Below are 20,123 nucleotides of genomic sequence, written 5' to 3'. Positions count from 1 at the left end.
TTAATGCATTAGGATTAAGTCCAATAAGTGCTCGCGCCACGCAACAACCCTAAACAAAAAAAGGCAGACGGCCCTAGTACTTTAGGAGGCGAAATCCGCATGAAAAACCTTGAAAAATTTTAAGACTCCTATGTTTCCCAGCAATTAAAGATGTAGCCAGAACCGAGCTTATAACAGATGAATAAAATTTTTAAATCAGGTTCTGCGAACATAAAACATTTCGAAACACTTAATAGAGGGTGAATTCCTATGCGTATCCTTGTGATAGAGGACGAGCCAAAGACTGCTGAGTACTTACATCAAGGTCTGACTGAAAGTGGCTATATTGTAGACTGCGCATCGACAGGGGCTGATGGTCTCCATCTGGCACGTCAGCAAAATTATGATCTGGTATTACTTGACGTAAATCTCCCTCAGATGCACGGATGGGACGTTCTTGAAAATATTCGGCAGACTAGTAGTACCAGGGTAATGATGCTGACTGCACGAGGACGCCTGGAAGATAAAATCAAAGGATTGGATCTGGGGGCCGATGACTATCTGGTCAAGCCATTTGAATTCCCAGAGTTGCTTGCAAGAGTACGCACGTTAATGCGCCGCAGCGAACATATTCCAGTTCCAGAGGTATTAAAAGTTGCTGATCTTGAACTCGATCAAGGCAGGCATCGCGCATTCCGCGGAAAACAACGCATAGATCTGACGACAAAAGAATTCGCGCTGCTCCATCTGTTGATGCGTCAATCTGGAGAGGTGTTATCTCGCACTCAAATCATCTCTTTAGTTTGGGACATGAATTTTGATTGCGACACCAACGTAGTCGAAGTTTCGATACGAAGATTAAGAGCTAAAATAGATGATCCATTTGAAACTAAATTAATCCATACCCTCCGCGGCGTAGGCTATGTACTGGAGGCGAGAAAATGAAGCAGGTCAGCCTGTCGATGCGGCTGGGGTTGGCAGTTAGCATTATGGGAGCAGTACTAGTAGTGTTTTTAGCGATACTGGCTTTTTTAGCGCTTACCCACGAACTTGATTCACGCGCAAAAAATAGCTTAGAAAAGAAGATGAGTCAGATTGAGCACAGTTTACTGATGGATATCAGTGCCCGTGACATGAGTTTAAAACCTCATGTGCTATTAGATCAAGTGCTGGGGCACGACAATCTTAACCTGACCATCTTTGATGATGACAATATGAGTAAACCTCTCCTGAGTTTTGGAGCAGATATACCTGAAGTATCTACGAATGAAACCGGAATAGCCGTCAGCAATAAGTTGTCGTACTATTCCCCAGCCGAGGAGACCGGAGGCCACATCCTCACAGCCTCTAAACTCATGAAATTAAAAGATGGTGAGTTCGTATCGGTCTTGCTTTCTATTGATCGCTCGAATGATGAAACGCTATTGAGCTCCTATTTGAGTTCAACCATTGTAGCGGTTCCACTGTTGTTGATTCTGATTGGTATCAGCGCTTGGGCTATTGTGCAACGTGGCTTATCCCCTCTCCGGGAATTCCGTAAAGTTGCAGCAATGGTATCGGCCCAGGATTTAAGTCATCGGCTCTCCGTTGTCAATATGCCCCAAGAGCTCAGTGAGCTTGCTCATGGCATAAACTTCATGCTGAACCGTCTTGATAGCGGAGTTCAACAACTATCGCAATTTTCTGATGACTTGGCGCACGAGTTGCGGTCACCGATTACGAACCTTATGGGGAAAGCACAGGTAACTCTTTCTCGAGAACGCCCGGCAACAGAGTACAAGGCTGTTTTAGAGTCATGCACCGAGGAACTAGGGCGAGTCACTAGAATTGTTTCAGACATGCTTTTCTTGGCCCAAGTAAGTCATCCGGCCGCACTCGTGCCGTTTGAAAGCATTTTACTAGAGGATGAAGCGCTAAAAGTCATTGACCTTTTCTCTCTATCGGCTGAGGAAAAGAGTGTTGGTATAACTGTCAGCGGTTGGGGAAAAGTTCTAGGTGACCGACTCATGATTCAGCGGGCTATTTCCAATCTTTTATCAAATGCCATTCGTCACTGCCCAGCAGGGCAGTCCATTGCTATAGCGATTGAAGCGCAATCTGAAAAAGTCTCCCTATCAATAAGTAATCCTGGGGTAGGAATTGAGCACCAGCATTTGTTCCATATTTTCGATCGTTTCTATCGTGTGGATAACAGTCGCTCACGAGCTGAAGGTGGTACTGGATTAGGGTTGGCCATTGTCCGATCCATCATGAGCCTCCATCAGGGAACGGCAGATGTCCATAGTATGCCGGGCCATCTGACAGTTTTTCGACTTGCATTTCCAAAATATAATGCACAAAGCAACTTAAAAGCCCAAAAACCAAGGGAGTGATTTTAGTAAAGCCGTAACTAAAATCACGACAAACAATAGTCTAAGAACGCGACTCCGAAAATCCATAGAGCATAGATAGCGCGGGGTACTTACAAATCGCAAAGCGAGATCAACTCCCTTTGGTACATCCTGCCAGTCTCCCCCAAAAAATGCGTGCAGCATTAAATTGACTATCTGCGCTGTAACACTTCGAAACGATTCCTCATAGATATCAGCCGAGCGGAGCTTGGCTTCTGGCTGAAATAAATGTACGGGAGTCGCGCATTAACATGCCTGCGACATATAGTCGCAAATACTTTTATCGTAAAATGTCCTCCTCCTGTTGACCCTGTAGCAGCTTCAGGCTTGATACTGACCACTTGAGCAATGCGCGGTTTTGAGATTTTTATGATCGAATAGTTCTACATCATTTCTTAGTCGGGCACTTAAATAAACTTCGAAATTTTATTATTCAATTCATATTACATAGGGCGGCACTACCATGCGAATGCTTGTAGTTGAGGATGAGCTTAAAACTGCCGAATACCTGCATCAGGGTTTGACTGAAAGCGGCTATATAGTAGACCGGGCGGCGAATGGTACGGATGGACTTCACCTTGCGCGTCAACAAACCTACGACTTGGTAATACTTGACGTCGATCTACCACAACTTGATGGCTGGGGTGTGCTCGAGCGACTGCGCCAAAGCAGTAACACCCGGGTCATGATGCTAACCGCTCGCGGGCGCCTGGCGGACAAGATCCGCGGCCTGGACCTGGGTGCCGATGACTATCTGGTCAAGCCATTCGAATTTCCGGAACTGTTGGCCCGGGTACGAACTTTAATGCGTCGCAGCGAACAAGTTTCCATCCCTGAGGTCTTGAAAGTCGCCGATCTGGAACTCGACCAGGGCCGCCATAGGGCCTTCCGGGGCGAGCAGCGCATCGACCTGACGACCAAGGAGTTTGCTTTGCTGCACCTTTTGATGCGCCAGTCGGGTGAGGTGCTTTCCCGTACCCAGATCATTTCATTGGTCTGGGACATGAACTTCGACTGCGACACCAATGTGGTCGAGGTTTCAATCCGCCGCCTGAGGGCCAAGATTGATGATCCTTTTGACAAGAAGCTAATCCATACCCTGCGCGGCGTTGGCTATGTACTGGAGGCCCGGGAATGAAGTCGGCAAGCCTGTCGATGCGGCTGGGTTTGGCGGTGAGCATTATGGGCGCATTGTTGGTGTTATTTCTGGCGGTTCTTGCGTTCCTCGCGCTAACGCATGAGTTAGATAAACTGTCAAAAGACAACTTGAGCGAGAAAATGCGGCAAATCGAGCACAGTCTTTCGCTGTATGAAAAACCTGTCGACATCAACATTAAACCGCACGTTTTGCTGGATCAGGTGATGGGGCATGACCACCTCAACCTTACAATTTATGACCTGATAAATATGAGGACGCCGCTCTTGAAGTCAGGCTTTGGCTTGACGGACCCCAGGGTGGAGTTGAAGGCGGCAGGGGCTGCCGCCGACAAGGTGTCGTACTCCCGAAGCACCGATGATCAGGGCCGGCACTTCCTGACTGCATCCAGACTGATCCGCTTGCCGAACGGTACGAATGTCGCCGTATTGCTGTCGCTTGATTGCGCCAACGATGAAGCGCTGCTCAGCACATATCTAAGCTCGACGATCATGGCCTTGCCGTTGCTGCTGCTACTTATCGGCCTCAGTGCCTGGGCAGTGGTAAAACGGGGGCTCGCGCCGCTGCGGGAGTTTCGCAAGGTGGCCGCCATGATCTCTGCTCAGGACCTCAGCCATCGACTCTCGGTGGTCAAGATGCCGCAGGAGCTCAGCGAACTGGCCCATGGCATCAACTTCATGCTGCACCGACTAGACAGCGATGTTCAGCAGTTGTCGCAGTTCTCCGATGACTTGGCCCACGAACTACGAGCACCCATTTCCAACCTGATGGGCAAAGCCCAGGTGACGTTGTCCCGGGAGAGGTCGGCCGAGGAGTACAAAGCGGTTTTGGAGTCCTCCACCCAAGAGCTTGGGCGCGTAGCCCGGATTGTCTCGGACATGCTTTTCCTAGCGCAGGTCAGTAATCCCGCTGCGCTGGTCCCGTTTGAGACCATTGCGCTGGAGGATGAAGCCTCGAAGGTCATCGATCTGTTTTCCCTGTCGGCGGAAGAGAAACATGTCAGCTTGAGCGTTACGGGCAGTGGGTCGACCATTGGTGATCGGCTGATGATTCAGCGGGCCATTTCCAACCTGATGTCCAACGCAATACGCCATTGTCCAGCAGGCCAAGCCATCTCAATCACCATCGAAGTCCATGCCACAGAAGTCTCGCTACATGTAGCCAACCCAGGCGCAGGTATTGAACCTCAACACCTACCGCACTTATTCGATCGCTTTTATCGAGTTGACACTCATCATTCGCGCGCTAAAGGAAGTACCGGGCTTGGTTTAGCCATTGTGAAATCAATCATGAGTTTGCATCAGGGAGTCGCAGAAGTTAATAGCTGCCCGGGCAAGATCACGACCTTCAAGCTGGGTTTTCCAAACATCCATGGACACACCAACTGGTGACACCAACCATAGAAAAAAAAGCCCTTATTCACGTCATCCGTTCATTCGTGCGTGTTACGACACACACCCATAATTTAGTATTCAATAGTGTGAAACTTTCCAGCTGAGTCCTCATAGGTCATTCGAAAAGGTACAATGTTGCAAAAGCGAATTGGTGGGGTCGTACTCACCACTTTACCACTTTTGCGATATCAAGCTTCATTCTATAGCAGTATTTCTGAACTTCCGGAGCGGTCCAGCCTTTTTTGCGCGGCGTAGGCGGCCATTGCTTTCTGATTTGTTTCCATGGCGTTGCCAACGTTGCGATCACCACGACTTTCAGCAAAAATTATTGAAGGCAATGACAGCGTCAGCGCACAGTATGTTTAACAGGCTCATAGCAGAGTCTTAGAAGTATCAGAATCAGCCATGAGCAGTACCGCCGCACCCCGGAGACGATTAGGAATCTAATAGAACTGAATTTTAGAGTAAATATTTGTGCATTCTGAATTTAAATTCAATGCCGATTATAGCGCACAACTTAAAAAATTAATAGAACTCAATGATCGCGCGTTTCGAGAACATATCCAACACCGCGCAAGGTATGGATCAGCTTGTTGTTGAAAGGATCATCAATCTTGGCCCGAAGCCTTCTCATTGCTACCTCAACAACATTGGTGTCGCAATCAGCATTCAGCCCCCAGACAGAGGACATGATTTGCGTGCGCGACAGCGTCGTACCAGTCTGGCGCATCAAGAGATCTAGCAAGGCGAACTCCTTATTGGTCAGTTCAATCCGCTGTCTGGCGCGAAAGACCCGGTGTCTACCCAGATCGAGTTCCAGGTCGCCGACACATAGTACGTCGGGCAATGCCGACAATTCAGTGCGACGCATCAGAGTACGTACTCGGGCCAACAGTTCTGGAAACTCAATTGGTTTGACCATGTAATCGTCGGCGCCTAGATCGAATCCTTTGATTTTGTCCTCCAGACTACCGTTAACGGTAAGTATCATGATGGGCGCAATAATGACCTTGCGAATACTTACAAGCAGACCCCAGCCGCCCCGTTGCGGTAAGTTTGCATCGAGCACTACAAGATCATACGCCTGTTGGGAGACTAAGCGTAAGCCATCGATTCCGCTGGCGACGCAATCAACGACAAATCCACTTTCGGTCAGCCCCTGGTGTAAATAATGGGCGGTTTTCAGCTCGTCTTCTATTATCAAAATACGCATTTTTTATAAAATCTCGACACTAAATATAAAATATCCTTATACTCGCATAGATAACTTCACTCGTACATTTTAGGCTTTAGTCAGTAAGAAGTTATCACGTATTTTTCGAGCCTCCTCTACGCAATCGAGGTAAAACATACAAGCTTCCACACTAAATAGATCTTAGACGAATTGTCCGCGGCTGAGGGGCTTATAACAAATTTGTAATTCTTCAGTCACCATTCTGATAACTTCTCAGCAGTACATTGAGCGTGCAAAAAATCTACGCGTCATAGGATCCTGCGGACGTGTCGACTTCTGATCGAATCCAGCCGCCTGAAATCGATGCTCGCAGTTTTTTAGACCATCAAATATTTATTAGTGAACAAACAAGCTGCGCGTTTTGGGGGCGTAAATCCCCCGGTGTCAGGATAGTTGTCGCCTCTCCGAATTTTCCTAAAAAAGCACATCGGGGGCGGAAAGAGACTGGTCGTGCCGTATTATTCACCTGAACGCAGAGCCGCATTACTCAAGATGCTGCTTCCCCCGCTGAACCTGTCGATGGCCGAGGTCTCCCGGCGCGAAGGGGTCAGCGAAATGTCTTTGTCCAACTGGCGCAAGCAGCTCAGTTCTGAAGGAAATGCAGTGTCCGAAAACAAGCAATCGACTCAGAGCTGGTCAGCCGAAACCAAGTTTGCTGTCGTCCTTGAAGCGTCCGGTTTGTCCGAGATCGAGCTGGGCGAGTATTGCCGCCGCAAAGGCCTTTACCCCGAGCAAATCACGGCCTGGCGACAAGCCTTCATCACCGGCCAGAAATCGGAAAAGGCCCAGCAAAAAGACGACCGCGAGCAAGCCCGCAAGGACAAGAAACGCATCCAGGAACTTGAGCGCGAACTGCGCCGCAAAGACAAGGCGCTCGCTGAAACAGCCGCGTTGTTGGTGCTGCGAAAAAAGCTCAACGACTACTGGGGGATTGCCTCATGAAAAAGATTTTCATTAGTTTGGGGTGTCTGGCGGTTTGGCTAGTCGCGGATCGCCAACTAGCTGACCAGAACGTTCAGGGTCACTGGTGCATCCACGAGTTGCACCGCGCCCTTGGCGATTTTTTCTTACCTAAAACATAGTGACACTCCGGTGGCAGTTCGCGCCTGGATACGTCGAGATATTCCGGAGTACCCATGAATAACAAAGTACCCATTCGCAGTTGGGAAATCACACTCGGTAGTAACCAGTTAATCCTTGCAGTTTCAACTTGGCTTCTATTGTTGAGTAACTGGCCATTTTGGCGAGCTGTATGGCAAGGCGTGGGAGGCCTACAGGACGGAAACACCATATTCGTGCTTAGCCTGCCTTGGTTTGTGTTGATTTGGCTATACATATTGCTCAGCGTGATGGCTTGGGGGCACTTGATAAAACCTGTGCTAGCTATCGTGCTGCTGGTTGCGGCAGCAACGAGTTACTTTATGAATAGCTATGGCATAGTAATTGATTACAGCATGCTAACGAATGTGATGCAAACGGACAGTTCCGAGGCCATGGACCTACTGAACTGGGAACTACTGCTGTGGATGCTGGGCTTTGGTGTTATTCCGTTGCTGATTATCACTCGAGTCCGTTTGATCCAACGATCGTGGTCCCGCGCACTTGCTCATCGATTGATGGGTATGGCGGTCGCGCTAACCTGCTTGGCGATCATCGTATTTACGCTTTATCAATCCTATGCATCGCTGATGCGTAACCATCGCGAACTCCGATTGATGTTGGTTCCGTCGAATGTGGTTTCGGCAATCCATGGGTATACGCGTCGCCAGCTAGCAGTTCCCACCGAATTAAAAATCATTGGTGCTGATGCCCGCCGTGAAGAAGCTACTGTTGATGTACGCAAACCACGGCTAACGGTACTGATGGTGGGTGAAACCGCTAGGTCCGCGAATTTCTCCCTCAATGGCTATACCCGGGATACCAATCCGGAATTAGCCAGTCGTGGTGTCTTAAGTTTTACCAATGTCAGCTCATGTGGAACAGCTACGGCCGTTTCTTTACCCTGCATGTTCCTGGACGTGGGTAAAGAAGGATACAAAGACGGTATGGCGCTGCGTAGAGAAGGACTATTAGACGTATTGCAGCGGGCCGGTGTATCGGTAATTTGGAGAGACAATAACTCAGGTTGCAAAGGTATTTGCGACCGAGTACCAAATGAAAAATTGAACAATCAGAAAACGCTGGGATTATGCAGAGCCGACGAGTGTTACGATGAAATTTTATTGCAAGATTTACAAGCATACTTGGATCAACAGCAGCGGGATTCAATCGTGGTGCTACACATGAAAGGCAGTCACGGCCCATCCTATTTCAAGCGCTATCCACCAGCGTTCGAACGATTCGGGCCCGTTTGCGACAATAACCAACTTGAACGTTGTACGCGCGAAAGCATTGTCAGTGCCTATGATAACAGTCTTGGTTATACGGACTACGTACTTGGGCAAACGATCGACCTGCTAAAGCGTAACGCTGAACGTTTTGATACAGCGATGCTTTATGTCTCTGATCACGGTGAGTCCCTCGGAGAGAATGGGCTTTACTTGCACGGACTTCCTTATGCCATGGCTCCCAGCGAGCAGACTAGTATCCCCATGATACTCTGGATCTCCAAAGACATGCAGTCGCGTCAAAACCTCAATCCTCAATGTTTGAAGGAACAACGTGGTGTATCGCTGTCCCATGACAACTTATTCCATTCTGTATTAGGGTTGATGGGTATTCAAACTTCAGCATATCGCCAAGAGCTAGATCTGTTCAGTACCTGCCAAGCCAAAGCGTTGACACCATTAAAGCTCGCACAAACATCTGAGCATCACCCAGTAAAAATACCAAAATAAGGGGGGGCTGCGACAAAAATCTAAAATCACCCTGTCGGACTGCTGCGACGGGGATGCGGTCGCTAGCTCTGAATGTCCTCACTGTCGTCCATAACCTCAACGCTCACGATCAGGCCAAATTTTTGGCCTTCAGCACGCAGGGCGCGGAAGAGATTTAATTCAAGCTCGGTCAGCGTCGCGAAATCGGGGCCGTGCAAATCCGTGCTTGCCCGGTCCGGAACCGATTGGGCTAACTTGTGCATTGCTTCGTGGCCGTTTTCAGTGGCATTAGGCTTGGTTTGATCGTTCATCGGGCTAGCTCTCGTTCATTTAGCGACTAAAAAAAGACCAGGAATAATCCCGGCCTTTTTCTATGGTCGCACCGGCCTCTCTAGCGGCCGGCGTTCATCAGATTTTGTTGACCTTCCTGTTCTGAAGCTTGGCGCCTTCCTCCTGCGATAGCTCCCCCTTCACTTTGCCAACACCGCGCGCATAGGACACTTCGTAGCATTGCCCTACTACGTTTAACGACCTGCATTTGAAAACGCGCCGACCTGCAATCAAGGCGTTTTCCGACCAGGATTAACTGCGACTGTCCGGCCCGGCCAGCATTAGCTGCAAATGACGGGGTTTATAGGTAGATGATCAAAGGCTGCATCAGCTCCTATATGGGCACGCGTAGAATCCAGAAAAGTCGCACGTTGAGGCCCAAGCAACCACTGCCTACCCTGCTTCGAGCAAACGCGTGGGGCCTACAGCTTTGAGGCCCACTACGCTATGTGCGGGCTCGGTCTCGCCCAAAGGGTTCGGTCAACTGACCAAGGTAACCTTTGGGATAGTCCCTCTCACGCAAGCCGACATTGGCGTCGACCTGCTTTCCTGTACTGTCGTAGAACGTCCCAAATAGCCGATCCCACACCATCAGAAATTCGCCGATCTGCTGGTACGCCCCTGTGCGCAGGGCCTGGCCAACTTGCCGGATTTGTTGACCAAGACGTCTGCAGCGCTAAAAACATGAACCGGCTGGTGCCAAATTACCCCTGAAAGTGGGTATTTTTGGATGCAATTCAACACATGATGGGCTATCGCCGTGATCCTAAGCGCGGTCACCTATGTGACCTTGCGCTATCTCGCCCCACTCAAGAATGCCGCCCCTGAAGCAGATCCTAAAGACCGACGGGGTGCTCAATGAGTCGGTGATGCGGTTCGAGCCGCTGTCATGGTTGCAGAAGTTGGCAGACGCGATCAGTGCCGGCGCCCACCAAGCAGCCGGCCGACCCTCGGCAGAATCACGGGCGCGGCAATGAGGACAAGGGTACCGATCACCCAGAGAACAATAATCGCCGGCTTCACGATGACTCGGAGCAAGGCGATGGCTTGTCCCAAAAAGCCGCTAACGTTGAGATTATCGACGACACTGCCAACCTCCTTGCCGGCTCCGGTCGCGAGGCCCTTCCCGCCGTCCACCAGGAGGCCGGCATTGGCCGCCACCCAGCCGAGGACGGGATCAACCAGGGCATAACCGACCCAGGCGAGAAGCGACCACAGAACGAGGCCGACAAGAACGACAGCCATCGGCAGTTTTCTCGGCAGGCTCGGACGCGCATCATAATCGACCGGCTCCCCCGTCATCTTCGGATCGCGATCGTTTCTCCGATAGTAACTATCGCGATACCCGCGGTCATGGTGGCCATGTTTTCCCATCTCGGTCTCCGTTTTTCGCCGGGGCAAGATTTCCAGGGAAACCGGCCCGTTCTTCAAGCACGTCCACCCGCAGCGCCAACCATCGCCGTCGCGTTCGTCCGGCCGGTTGTCCAGTCGCCTTCCCCTGCTAGCACTATAGCCTTAATTCGCACTCAGCCTCACGCAGGTTCTGATCCTCGATCTGGATCGTCGCATGTGTCAGGCCGAAACCGGTCTTCATCGCCTCATTTGCGCTGATAAGCGTCATCCGCGCCTGGGCCATGTCGGCCACGACCAGGTGGCAGCTCATGGCGTCGATGCCGGAGGTTATCGTCCAGACATGAAGATCGTGGACGGCTGTCACGCCGGAAATGTCCAGCAACTTTCGCTCCAGCAGCGCTATATTGACTTGGGGCGGCGTGCCTTCCATCAGGATGTGGATTGCCTGCTTCAACAATATCCACGTGCGCGGAATGATAAAAAGCCCGATGCCAGCGCCGATGATCGGATCGGCCAGCGTCCAGCCGGTGAGCATGATGACGCCTGCGGCGACGATGACGCCGAGCGAGCCCAGCATGTCGCTGAGCACCTCGAAATAGGCTCCCTTTACATTGAGGCTTTCCGACGACCCGGCGGACAGGAGCCTCATGCTGATCAAGTTGACCACAAGCCCGACCACCGCCACGGCAAGCATCGGTCCAGCTAGAATTTCCGGCGGGTTCAGGAAACGCTGATAGGCCTCGTAGAAGATATAAACGGTCAGTAGAAGGAGCACGACGGCATTCGTAAGCGCCGACAGTACCTCCATGCGAGCAAAACCGTAGGTTTTCTGCGGCGTCGCCGGGCGTTCCGCAAAACGGACGGCGATCAGCGCCAGGGCAAGGCCGCCAGCGTCGGTCAGCATGTGCGCCGCATCCGCGAGGAGCGCAAGGCTGCCCGTCCACAGGCCGCCGATCACCTCAACCACCATGAACGTCGTGGTGAGGGCGAGCGCCCCTACGAGTCTGCTCTTATGCCGTCCCGCTGCGGTTCCGGGCGGAACTGCCACCGCGTGTGAATGCCCTGCGCCCATGTTTGATCCTCAGTAATCAGTGGAAGGGCGCCGCAGCGGTCCCGAAGCAAAGATCTCAGTCGAAGAGATCTGACAGGAATGATCGCTTGCGACGGTGTCCTCCGTGCCCCGAACCATGACCGTCATCGTAGTAGCCTTGGGACGGACTAGGCTGCCCCTGTTGCGGTGCGGGCTTCGGTGCGTAGGTTTGGGTTTGAGCGGGGCCAGCGTCGGCGCTGCGCTCGATGATCTTGTCGAGCTCGCCTCGATCCAGCCAAACGCCACGGCATTTCGGACAATAGTCGATCTCGATGCCCTGGCGCTCGCTCATGACCAGATCGACCCTGCAGGCAGGACAAAGCAGCCCATGTCCCTGGCCCTCCGGACGTGTATTTGCGACATCTACCATCTTCATCTCCTCGTGTTTGCTCGGCGAAGCTAGGTTTTCGCGAGCCTGATCATCATTATAGGCTCTCTAGCTGTAACGACCTGTATTTGAGAACGCCCCGACCTGCATTCCATCGTCGCCAGCCAGCATTAGCTGCAAATGACAGGGCTCAGACCGGCAAGCCCGCTGCCAGCATCTTGTCGCGTAATTCGACGGCCCGAGTCGGGTCGAGTGTGTTACTGAACAACGCCTTGATTCGGTGGGCCTGGCATCCTCACTCCGGCAGGCTTGAAGCACCGGCTGTGTGCAGGGCATGTCCTCTCGATCTACCTGGATGTGCTGTCCGATGAGGTACGTGCCTTGCGGATGAGCGGAGCCGCGAGGCTGATGGAGATACTCCCTGCCGACGTTGTTGCGATAGTCGAGGCGTTGAGTACGTCGGGGCATGCAGCTGTCCAGTTGCAGGCACAGGTACGTCAGCTGTTGCGGCTTCCCGATCCGCCAATCCGCGATCCGCGCCTGACCAAAGTCACCGCAACGCTGCGCGAAGGCCAAATGGGGCGTGAGGTAATGGCTGCGTTGGTGCATCTATCCCCGACACGCTTTTCCCATTGGTTCGTGGAGCAAACAGGTGTGCCATTGCGCAGTTACGTCAAATGGCTGCGCCTCACCCAAGCCCTTCAACATATGGCTCAAGGGGGCCGGTTGACCGAAGCCGCGCATGCGGCGGGCTTTTCCGATTCGGCGCATTTCTCCCGGACATTCAGAATGCTGCTGGGCATCGATCCGTCCTCTGCCCTAGCTGAGGTAGGGCTCCAGGCGTCATAGCTCTTTCGTTCAAGTCGAACGACGTCCTCTCCACATACCATGAAGGCTCTCTACACAGGAGCTGAGCGATGTCCACTTCCCTTCAATTTGCCCTGCGCTGGTTGAGTTACCCGCTCGTGTTTGGTGGCAGCGCTGCCTTCATGGTCAGGGCCTTGTACGCCGGTGTGCCGTATTGGCCCAGCACACCCTTGGTTGCCGCAGTCGGTCTTTTGGCTGTGGCGGCGCTGGAACGCATCCAACCTTTCCGCCAGGGCTGGCTGGAGGATCACCAGGACACCCTGACCGACCTGGTGCATATGCTAGTGAATCTTTCCGTCATCCAGTTCACCGCCGAAAACTTGGCTAGGCTGGGCGATGCGGTACCAGCTTCCGTTCGTGTCTTTCCAGTTGAAAGCCCGCTGTGGCTGCAGCTGCTGCTGGTTGCCGCCGTGCTCGATCTGAGCCTGTACGCCATGCACCGGATCAGCCACCACGTACCCTGGCTATGGCGTTTTCATATGATTCACCACAGTGCCGAGCGCTTGTACTGGATGAACGGTGAGCGCCGGCATCCCCTACATGCCGCACTCATGGCGGGACCGGGATTGGTGGTGCTGTTTGCATTCGGCGCGCCTTCGGCAGTGGTTGCCACCTGGTTCGGTATCCTGACCGCGCATCTGGCCTTTCAGCACTCGAACCTGGACTACCGGGTGGGATGGGTTGCGGTATGTGCTCGGGGTCGCCAAGATTCATCGCTGGCACCACAAGCGCGACTTCGAAGATGCCCTGGTGAACTTCGGCGAATTTCTGATGGTGTGGGATCGGCTATTTGGGACGTTCTACGACAGTACAGGAAAGCAGGTCGACGCCAATGTCGGCTTGCGTGAGAGGGACTATCCCAAAGGTTACCTTGGTCAGTTGACCGAACCCTTTGGGCGAGACCGAGCCCGCACATAGCGTAGTGGGCCTCAAAGCTGTAGGCCCCACGCGTTTGCTCGAAGCAGGGTAGGCAGTGGTTGCTTGGGCCTCAACGTGCGACTTTTCTGGATTCTACGCGTGCCCATATAGGAGCTGATGCAGCCTTTGATCATCTACCTATAAACCCCGTCATTTGCAGCTAATGCTGGCCGGGCCGGACAGTCGCAGTTAATCCTGGTCGGAAAACGCCTTGATTGCAGGTCGGCGCGTTTTCAAATGCAGGTCGTTACAGTTAGCGCGTCACACAACTTCCCGTTGAGCGCGGGCCTTCGTAGGTGTCATGAACAGTTCGGAGGAGGGGCGCATACCCCATAATCAGGTGCGATTGTGGGGCCTTTGGTGTTCTAGAGCAGCTATTCAGCAAGTTGCTGCGCAGCGGCAAATGCGCGGCAGCCACGATTTGAATCCATCCAGCACTTACGACCTGAACTGTGTATCTATTGAAAGACATCCTCGCCATTGGCAGACGCACTGGGGAGGAAAAATGCCCGAGTTTGCCGCATGAGTGGACGACCGCTTAATCACGTGAACTTGCGCAAAATGAATGCAAAATAGTTAGAAGAATTAAGCTATTGAATTGTATGGATAAAATCACGACTAACTGTTAGCTTGGGTCCAGAATTGTTTGAAGCAATCAGCAGCGGCGGCCAGACGAAGCGTTTGCGCTTCTGCAGTTTGTCCGAGCCCCAGGACACCAGCAGCATGCCGATCACTGCGGCCAGGTACGGCAGCGCCGAGAGCCAGCCGGCTTCGATCATGTCCATCTGCGCGCCGGCCTTGAGAATCGACGGCAGCCACAACACGAAACCGTAGACACCAATGCTCCAGCAGAAAAACTGCAGCGCAAGGATGATCACTTTCGGCGAACGGAAGGCTTCGGCGTAGTTCTTCACTGCTTTGATGCCGACCTGTTCGGCGGCGAGAGCGCTTTCCAGGTCGTGCTTCTCCTGGTCGGTCAGCCACTTGGCCTGGGCCGGACGGTCATCGGCCAGACGCCACCAGATAAACGCCCAGAATACCGCCGGCAAACCTTCAATGATGAACATCCAGCGCCAGCTGTAATGCTGCACCAGATAACCTGACACCACTGACATCCACAGCATGGTCACCGGGTTGCCGAGGATCAGGAAAGTATTGGCCCGGGAGCGTTCGGCGCGGGTGAACCAGTGGCACAAGTACACCAGCATCGCTGGCATCACCGCGGCTTCGACCACACCGAGCATGAAACGGATCACAATCAGCCAATAGGCGTTGGAGACGACCCCGGTCAACGTCGCGAGCCCGCCCCAGAGGATCAGGCTGACGAAAATCAGCTTCTTCACGCTGTGCTTCTGCGCATAGATCGCGCCCGGTATCTGGAAGAAAAAGTAACCGAGGAAAAACAGCGCGCCGAGCATTGAAGACAGGCCGGGCGTGATCATCAGGTCGGCGGCCATCCCGGAGGCGGCAGCGAAGCCGTAATTGGCGCGGTCCAGATACGCCAGGCTGTAGGTGATGAAGACGATGGGCATGATGTACCACCAACGGCGGGTGGCGAGTGAGGCGGTTTTCATAGTGGTGCTCCTGAGCTTGTTGTTTTTGTCGCAGCAGGTAACGGGTCAGAAATCTTCAGTGGCTGTGCGGGGCTCTTCGCGGGCAAGCCTCGCTCCTACAAGAGCGCCGCTGTCCTGTAGGCGCGAAGCTTGCCCGCGAACAGCGGTCTCAAATTCGACGGACATCTCAAGTCGGGTCGGCAACCCCTCCATATCCCCGCGACTCTGCACCGCACGGCTGCCAATCCAGTTGGCCCGCTGCACGGCATCGGCGAAGCTGTGGTTTTCGAGCAAGGCGCTGATCATGCCGACGGCAAAGCCATCACCGGCGCCGACGGTATCGACCACCGTTGCCACCGGCACACCCGCGACAAACCCCTGATCTTGCTGCGTGCGGTAATACGCGCCATGAGCCCCGAGTTTGATTGCCACCGCTTCTGCACCCTGATCGAGATAAAACGCCGCAATGTCCTCCGGATCTTCATACCCGGTCAGCAAACGTCCTTCACTCAACCCCGGCAATACCCAGTGGGCGAGGGCGGCGAGGCGGTTGATCTCGCTGATCATCAGTTGCTCGCTGGCCCACAGACTTGGGCGCAGGTTCGGGTCGAAGGACACGCTGCGCCCGGCAGTGCGCATGCGGGTCATCAGTTCAAAAGACATTTCCCGGGCCGACGCAGACAGCGCCGGAGGAATGCCGGTAGCGTGCAGATGTCGCGCGTTGAGCAGCGACGGGGAAATCGATTGCACCGACAAATGACTCGCCGCCGAGCCGCGACGGAAATACTCGACCGCCGGATCGCTGCCATTGTCGGTACGAGACTTGAGCTGAAACCCGGTCGGGTGTGCCGGGTCGATGGCGACATGGCTGCAATCCAGGCCTTCCTTTTCCAGCGTATCGACGACAAACCGTCCTAACGAATCGGCACCGACCCGGCTCAGCCACGCCACGTTGAACCCCAGCCGCGACAGGCCGATCGCGACGTTGCTGTCCGCCCCGGCAATGCGCTTGTGGAATTGGCTGACGGCCGCCAGATCACCGTTCTGATCGGCGACGAACATCGCCATGGTTTCGCCGAACGAGAGGATATCGAACTCAGACATGGGCACTCTCCAGACGGGATTGGCCGAGGCGGGCGAGGGTGGCGACGTGGTCGGTGGTCAACTGCACCAGGTCATCGCCTTGCAGCGGATATTCCGCCGCGCGCATCACGCCTTGGGCCATGTGTCGCAGCAGTTGTTCCCACAGGTGCACATCGCTGGCAGCTGGCGGGGTGGCGACCAGTTTGCCGTCAGCCCGGCGCGCAACGGCTTTGCAATGCACGTAGCCGACATGCCGACCGAGCAGCCGAGCGGCATTGACGGCGGACTGGTCCTGCCATTGCCAGTTGCCGATGTCGAAGGTCATTTTGATCGGCAGTCGGTGTTGCTCGACTTCGCCGAAGAAGCGTTGGAACGGCTCGATACGCCCGCCGTGCAAGGTCTGGTCGTTTTCCACCAGCAGCTGCACCGGGCTTCGCGCGAGGATCCGGCTCAAGGTATGCAGATCGTTGTTGTCGGTGAAGTAGCCCAAGGAAACTTTCAGCCATTTGGCGCCGAACGTTTCAGCGCGCTGGAGGGTGGAAAGCAGTTCAGGGTTGGGTTTCGACTGGCCGGCCAGCCACAGTTCCATCGGTGAGGAATAGATGCTTTCCAGGCCGTGTGAGCGAGTGGCGTCGGCCAGTTGCACCGGGTTTTCATGGGTCAGCAATTCTTCGCGCCATTCAATGCGCGTGGCGCCGGCAGCCGCCAATACCTCGATAAAACTGCCTTGGCCGCGTTGGCGGACCAGATCGGCGCCGTAGCTCGACAGGCTGATGGAAACGGGTGGTTTATTCATTGTTTTGCACCTCTGAAACCGGTTTCATTTTTGTTCAAAAAAATGGCTTAAGTAATGTGGGGTTCTTTCGGGCCTCATCGCGAGCAGGTGTACGCATTCCAATGTGGGAGCGAGCCTGCTCGCGATAGGGCCATCACATTCACTGAAGATTCCCAAGGGTCGACCCACGCACAATCAACCGCGCCGAAAAATCCATCGTCCGCACCGGTCCGTCATCCCCACGCAACCGCTTGAGCAAACACTCAAACGCGCTCGCGCCAATCTCCGCCGTCGGCTGGGCCAGCGCCGTAATCCCGCTGCCCACCAGCGGATACCAATCCAGATCATCCAAAGCAATCAACCCGACATCCTCGAACAGATTGCACTGCAACTCGCGCAAGGCATGGGTTGCGGCCAACGCCGCAATGCCATTGGCACAGAACAACGCTTTGTGACCAGGGCCGGGGGTTTCCAGGAAGGTTTTCAGTTGCGCAGTCAGCTCGCTACCGGTTTCGACCACCGCGCCGGTCAGCGTCGGACGCTGCCCGATCTGCGCCTTGAAACTGCTGACCCGCTCAATCCGCGAGCTGGTGCCGTCAAACGGTTCGGTCACCATCAGCACGTCGCGATAGCCGCGTTCCTGCAAGTGGGCGATGGCCATTTCCACTGCGGCCGGGTTGTCCAGACCGACCAGATCACTTTCAAGCTGCTCAACCTTGCGATCCACCAGCACCATCGGCATCTCCCGATGCAGCTCGCGCAACTCATCGCGGTGGTGGCCCAGGGTATTCACGATCAAGCCTTCGATGTTGTACGAGCGCAGCAACGCGAGGTGCTGGCGCTCCTGCTCGTCATCGCGATCGGTGTTGCACACCACCAGGCTGTAGCCGTGCTGACGGCAGGCGGTTTCCACCCCGTGCATCACGGCAATCGAATAAGGGTTACGGATGTCGGCCACCAGCATGCCGATCAGGCGAGTGCGGCCGCGTTTCAGGCCGCGGGCCATCTGGTTGGGGCGATAGCCGAGTTGGGCAATTGCCTGCTCGATGCGCAAGGCAATGGCATCGGAGAGCAGAGCGCGATCATCGCCGATGAAGCGCGAGACGCTGGCCTTGGAGACGCCGGCGTGTTCGGCGACGTCAAGCATGGTGACGCGGCTGCGCTGGGCGGCGGAGAAATCGTTCACGGTCTGAAACCTTCTTATTGGATTTATCAGGTTAAGTGCCAAGCACTGAAACCGGTTTCAGAAGACACCAGAAACGAATCCCCCGTCAAGTAGCGAATGAACGATGAGCCTATAAACGCCGACGGATGGAGGTCACAACCAGACACTCAGCCAGGCCGATACCAGCAGCAACACCGCCATGCCACGGTTGAAACGTTGCATCGCCTGCGGCGAGCGTAACCAACGCATGGAGCCTGCGCCGAGCAGTGCCCATACGCCGAGGCAAGGCAGGGAAATCAGGAAAAATGCCAGCGACAGATACACCACCTGTACCAGCCGATATTCACCCGTTCCGGCAAAGACGCTGACGACGGCGAGGGCCATCATCCATGTTTTCGGGTTAATCAATTGCAAGCTGGCGGCGCCCACCGCTCCAAGTCGCGCCTTGGTTTCCTGCGCGGCAACGGATTGCGCCGGGGCGCTGAAAATCTGCCACGCGAGGTAACTCAGCCACATCACTCCGATCCATTGCATGGCGGTTTGCACGGCGGGCAACGCGCTCAGCGACGAACCAGCTCCGGTACCCACCACCAAAACAAGGGTGGCGGCGCTGGCACAGGCACCGAGAATGATCGGCAGTGCGGCAGAAAGTCCATATCGGGCGCTGTTACTCAGCACCAGAATGTTGGTGGGTCCGGGCGTGATCGACGCCACGAAAGCAAACAGCAGGAAAGGCAGGAACGTCGGGAAAGAGGGCAGCATCGCGGGCAAACTCCGGTGAAGATCGATGATGACGATCTTCACAATCGGCGTATCACCTGTCTGGAAGATTTGAGCAGCGCTTGCGGTACAGCGCGGGTGTCAGGCCATAGGCTCTTACAAACCAGCGGCCCAGATGACTTTGATCGGAAAACCCCAATTCCATGGCGATTGTGGCCGGTAGTTCTCCGCGGGCCAGCAGGCGACGCGCGGTGGCCAAGCGTAATTGCACGAGGTAAGCATGGGGTGCGATGCCATAAGCGGCCTTGAACGCGCGGGTCAAACGGAATCGATCTACGCCAGTTGCCGCAGCTAATTGATCGAGACCGATGTCGTAACGGGCGTTGGCATGCAGGTACTCCCGGGCCTTCTGCGCCACCCGGGGCATGCGCGGGTCTTCCGCATAACGGGTGCGCCAGTGCAAGTGAGTGGTGAGGCGCTCCAGTAACCCGTCAAGAGCGCTCTGGCGCACGATTCTCAATTCCGCCCCGTGCAAGGCTTCAAAGGCGAGGCTGATGGCGTGAGCCAGCCTTGTATCACTGGCCAGGGTGGTGGCGAAACTCAATTGACTATTAAGCGGCGCGTCTTCGAACAGCGCGCTCAACTCACGTTCCAGCCACTGTGGGTCGAGATACAACATGCGGTAGGTGAACCCATCCTCCGTCGGCGCCTCTCCGTCGTGGATGTCTCCCGGTTCGAGCAAGAACACTTTGCCCGGCGTGCTCTGATGCTTGGCGCGCCGGCAATTGAATTGCTGAACGCCTTGCTCGGTCACGCCCACCAGGTAGCTGTCATGCCAGTGCGGATCGTAAGCGTGGCCCTTGAAATGCGCGCGCAGGGTTTCGATGCCGGTGTCGGCGTCTTGGGTCAGGTCGATCCAGTTGTGGGTGGTCATGTTGCACCTGCGAAACCGTTTACCAACGTATTTAACGC

16 protein-coding genes and 4 pseudogenes are annotated in these 20,123 nt (G+C 54.4%); 8 read left to right on the top strand and 12 right to left on the bottom strand.

Annotated elements, in window-relative coordinates; genetic code table 11:
* The first annotated feature begins 249 nt into the window (after positions 1-249).
* The 4 genes from BLU63_RS28380 (at position 250) to BLU63_RS28365 (ending at position 4,916) form a co-directional block, all read left to right on the top strand.
* Positions 250-924: a heavy metal response regulator transcription factor gene (locus BLU63_RS28380; protein WP_077750417.1), complete on the top strand. Its 675-nt coding sequence runs from the start codon at positions 250-252 to the stop codon at positions 922-924.
* On the top strand, positions 921-2,351 hold the full coding sequence (locus tag BLU63_RS28375; protein ID WP_077750418.1) for a heavy metal sensor histidine kinase: 1,431 nt from the start codon (positions 921-923) through the stop codon (positions 2,349-2,351). The genes BLU63_RS28380 and BLU63_RS28375 overlap by 4 nt, the downstream gene beginning before the upstream one ends.
* Before the next feature lie 481 nt (positions 2,352-2,832).
* On the top strand, positions 2,833-3,507 hold the full coding sequence (locus tag BLU63_RS28370; RefSeq protein WP_077750419.1) for a heavy metal response regulator transcription factor: 675 nt from the start codon (positions 2,833-2,835) through the stop codon (positions 3,505-3,507).
* A complete protein-coding gene (locus BLU63_RS28365) occupies positions 3,504-4,916 on the top strand; it encodes a heavy metal sensor histidine kinase (protein ID WP_077750420.1) in 1,413 nt (470 codons plus the stop codon). Before BLU63_RS28370 ends, BLU63_RS28365 begins: the two co-directional genes overlap by 4 nt.
* 74 nt (positions 4,917-4,990) lie before the next feature.
* Here BLU63_RS28365 and BLU63_RS28360 read toward each other — a convergent pair.
* Positions 4,991-5,269, bottom strand: a pseudogene (locus BLU63_RS28360) (DUF2790 domain-containing protein).
* 185 nt (positions 5,270-5,454) lie between these two features.
* A complete protein-coding gene (locus BLU63_RS28355; RefSeq protein WP_077750421.1) occupies positions 5,455-6,132 on the bottom strand; it encodes a heavy metal response regulator transcription factor in 678 nt (225 codons plus the stop codon).
* 471 nt (positions 6,133-6,603) lie between these two features.
* Between BLU63_RS28355 and BLU63_RS28350 the strand changes: the two are divergent.
* Both BLU63_RS28350 and BLU63_RS28345 read left to right on the top strand, forming a co-directional pair.
* Positions 6,604-7,085, top strand: a pseudogene (locus tag BLU63_RS28350) (transposase); the annotation flags it as partial.
* A gap of 204 nt (positions 7,086-7,289) precedes the next feature.
* Positions 7,290-8,990 (top strand): phosphoethanolamine transferase, encoded by a 1,701-nt coding sequence (locus BLU63_RS28345; RefSeq protein WP_077750422.1) that lies wholly within the window; start codon positions 7,290-7,292, stop codon positions 8,988-8,990.
* Positions 8,991-9,052: 62 nt separating this feature from the next.
* Here BLU63_RS28345 and BLU63_RS28340 read toward each other — a convergent pair whose 3' ends face one another.
* The 4 genes from BLU63_RS28340 to BLU63_RS28320 all read right to left on the bottom strand — a co-directional run bounded on the left by BLU63_RS28340 (position 9,053) and on the right by BLU63_RS28320 (position 12,112).
* Positions 9,053-9,280: a hypothetical protein gene (locus BLU63_RS28340; protein WP_077750423.1), complete on the bottom strand. Its 228-nt coding sequence runs from the start codon at positions 9,278-9,280 to the stop codon at positions 9,053-9,055.
* A 934-nt stretch (positions 9,281-10,214) separates the two neighbouring features.
* Positions 10,215-10,730 carry a hypothetical protein gene (locus BLU63_RS33200; RefSeq protein WP_197678977.1) on the bottom strand — a complete coding sequence of 172 codons (516 nt, stop codon included), beginning with the start codon at positions 10,728-10,730 and terminating at the stop codon, positions 10,215-10,217.
* Between the two features lie 76 nt (positions 10,731-10,806).
* Positions 10,807-11,724, bottom strand: coding sequence for a cation diffusion facilitator family transporter (locus BLU63_RS28325; protein WP_077750424.1), 918 nt, complete (start codon positions 11,722-11,724; stop codon positions 10,807-10,809).
* 55 nt (positions 11,725-11,779) lie between these two features.
* Positions 11,780-12,112, bottom strand: coding sequence for a TFIIB-type zinc ribbon-containing protein (locus BLU63_RS28320; RefSeq protein WP_077750425.1), 333 nt, complete (start codon positions 12,110-12,112; stop codon positions 11,780-11,782).
* Positions 12,113-12,478: 366 nt separating this feature from the next.
* On the opposite strand from BLU63_RS28320, the gene BLU63_RS28310 reads away from it, so the two are divergent.
* Positions 12,479-12,919 (top strand): helix-turn-helix transcriptional regulator, encoded by a 441-nt coding sequence (locus BLU63_RS28310; protein WP_231990919.1) that lies wholly within the window; start codon positions 12,479-12,481, stop codon positions 12,917-12,919.
* Positions 12,920-12,987: 68 nt separating this feature from the next.
* A pseudogene (locus BLU63_RS33640) lies at positions 12,988-13,855 on the top strand (sterol desaturase family protein).
* 647 nt (positions 13,856-14,502) lie between these two features.
* Here the strand turns inward: BLU63_RS33640 and BLU63_RS28300 are convergent.
* From BLU63_RS28300 to BLU63_RS28275, 6 genes and pseudogenes are all read right to left on the bottom strand, one after another.
* Positions 14,503-15,429: pseudogene (locus tag BLU63_RS28300) on the bottom strand (MFS transporter); the annotation flags it as partial.
* Between the two features lie 45 nt (positions 15,430-15,474).
* Positions 15,475-16,512, bottom strand: a complete 1,038-nt coding sequence (locus BLU63_RS28295; RefSeq protein ID WP_083376834.1) for a sugar kinase — start codon at positions 16,510-16,512, stop codon at positions 15,475-15,477.
* Positions 16,505-17,287, bottom strand: a complete 783-nt coding sequence (locus tag BLU63_RS28290; protein ID WP_083376833.1) for a sugar phosphate isomerase/epimerase family protein — start codon at positions 17,285-17,287, stop codon at positions 16,505-16,507. The genes BLU63_RS28295 and BLU63_RS28290 overlap by 8 nt, the downstream gene beginning before the upstream one ends.
* A gap of 139 nt (positions 17,288-17,426) precedes the next feature.
* Positions 17,427-18,452, bottom strand: coding sequence for a LacI family DNA-binding transcriptional regulator (locus tag BLU63_RS28285; RefSeq protein ID WP_083376832.1), 1,026 nt, complete (start codon positions 18,450-18,452; stop codon positions 17,427-17,429).
* A 132-nt stretch (positions 18,453-18,584) separates the two neighbouring features.
* Positions 18,585-19,193, bottom strand: coding sequence for a LysE family translocator (locus BLU63_RS28280; RefSeq protein ID WP_083376831.1), 609 nt, complete (start codon positions 19,191-19,193; stop codon positions 18,585-18,587).
* Positions 19,194-19,245: 52 nt separating this feature from the next.
* Positions 19,246-20,085 (bottom strand): AraC family transcriptional regulator, encoded by an 840-nt coding sequence (locus BLU63_RS28275; protein WP_083376830.1) that lies wholly within the window; start codon positions 20,083-20,085, stop codon positions 19,246-19,248.
* Between the last annotated feature and the right edge of the window lie 38 nt (positions 20,086-20,123).

This window comes from Pseudomonas mandelii, from assembly GCF_900106065.1.
GTDB lineage: Bacteria > Pseudomonadota > Gammaproteobacteria > Pseudomonadales > Pseudomonadaceae > Aquipseudomonas > Aquipseudomonas mandelii.
The sequence above is the reverse complement of the archived record's forward strand: the minus strand, read 5'-3'. Positions and strand labels throughout refer to the sequence as shown.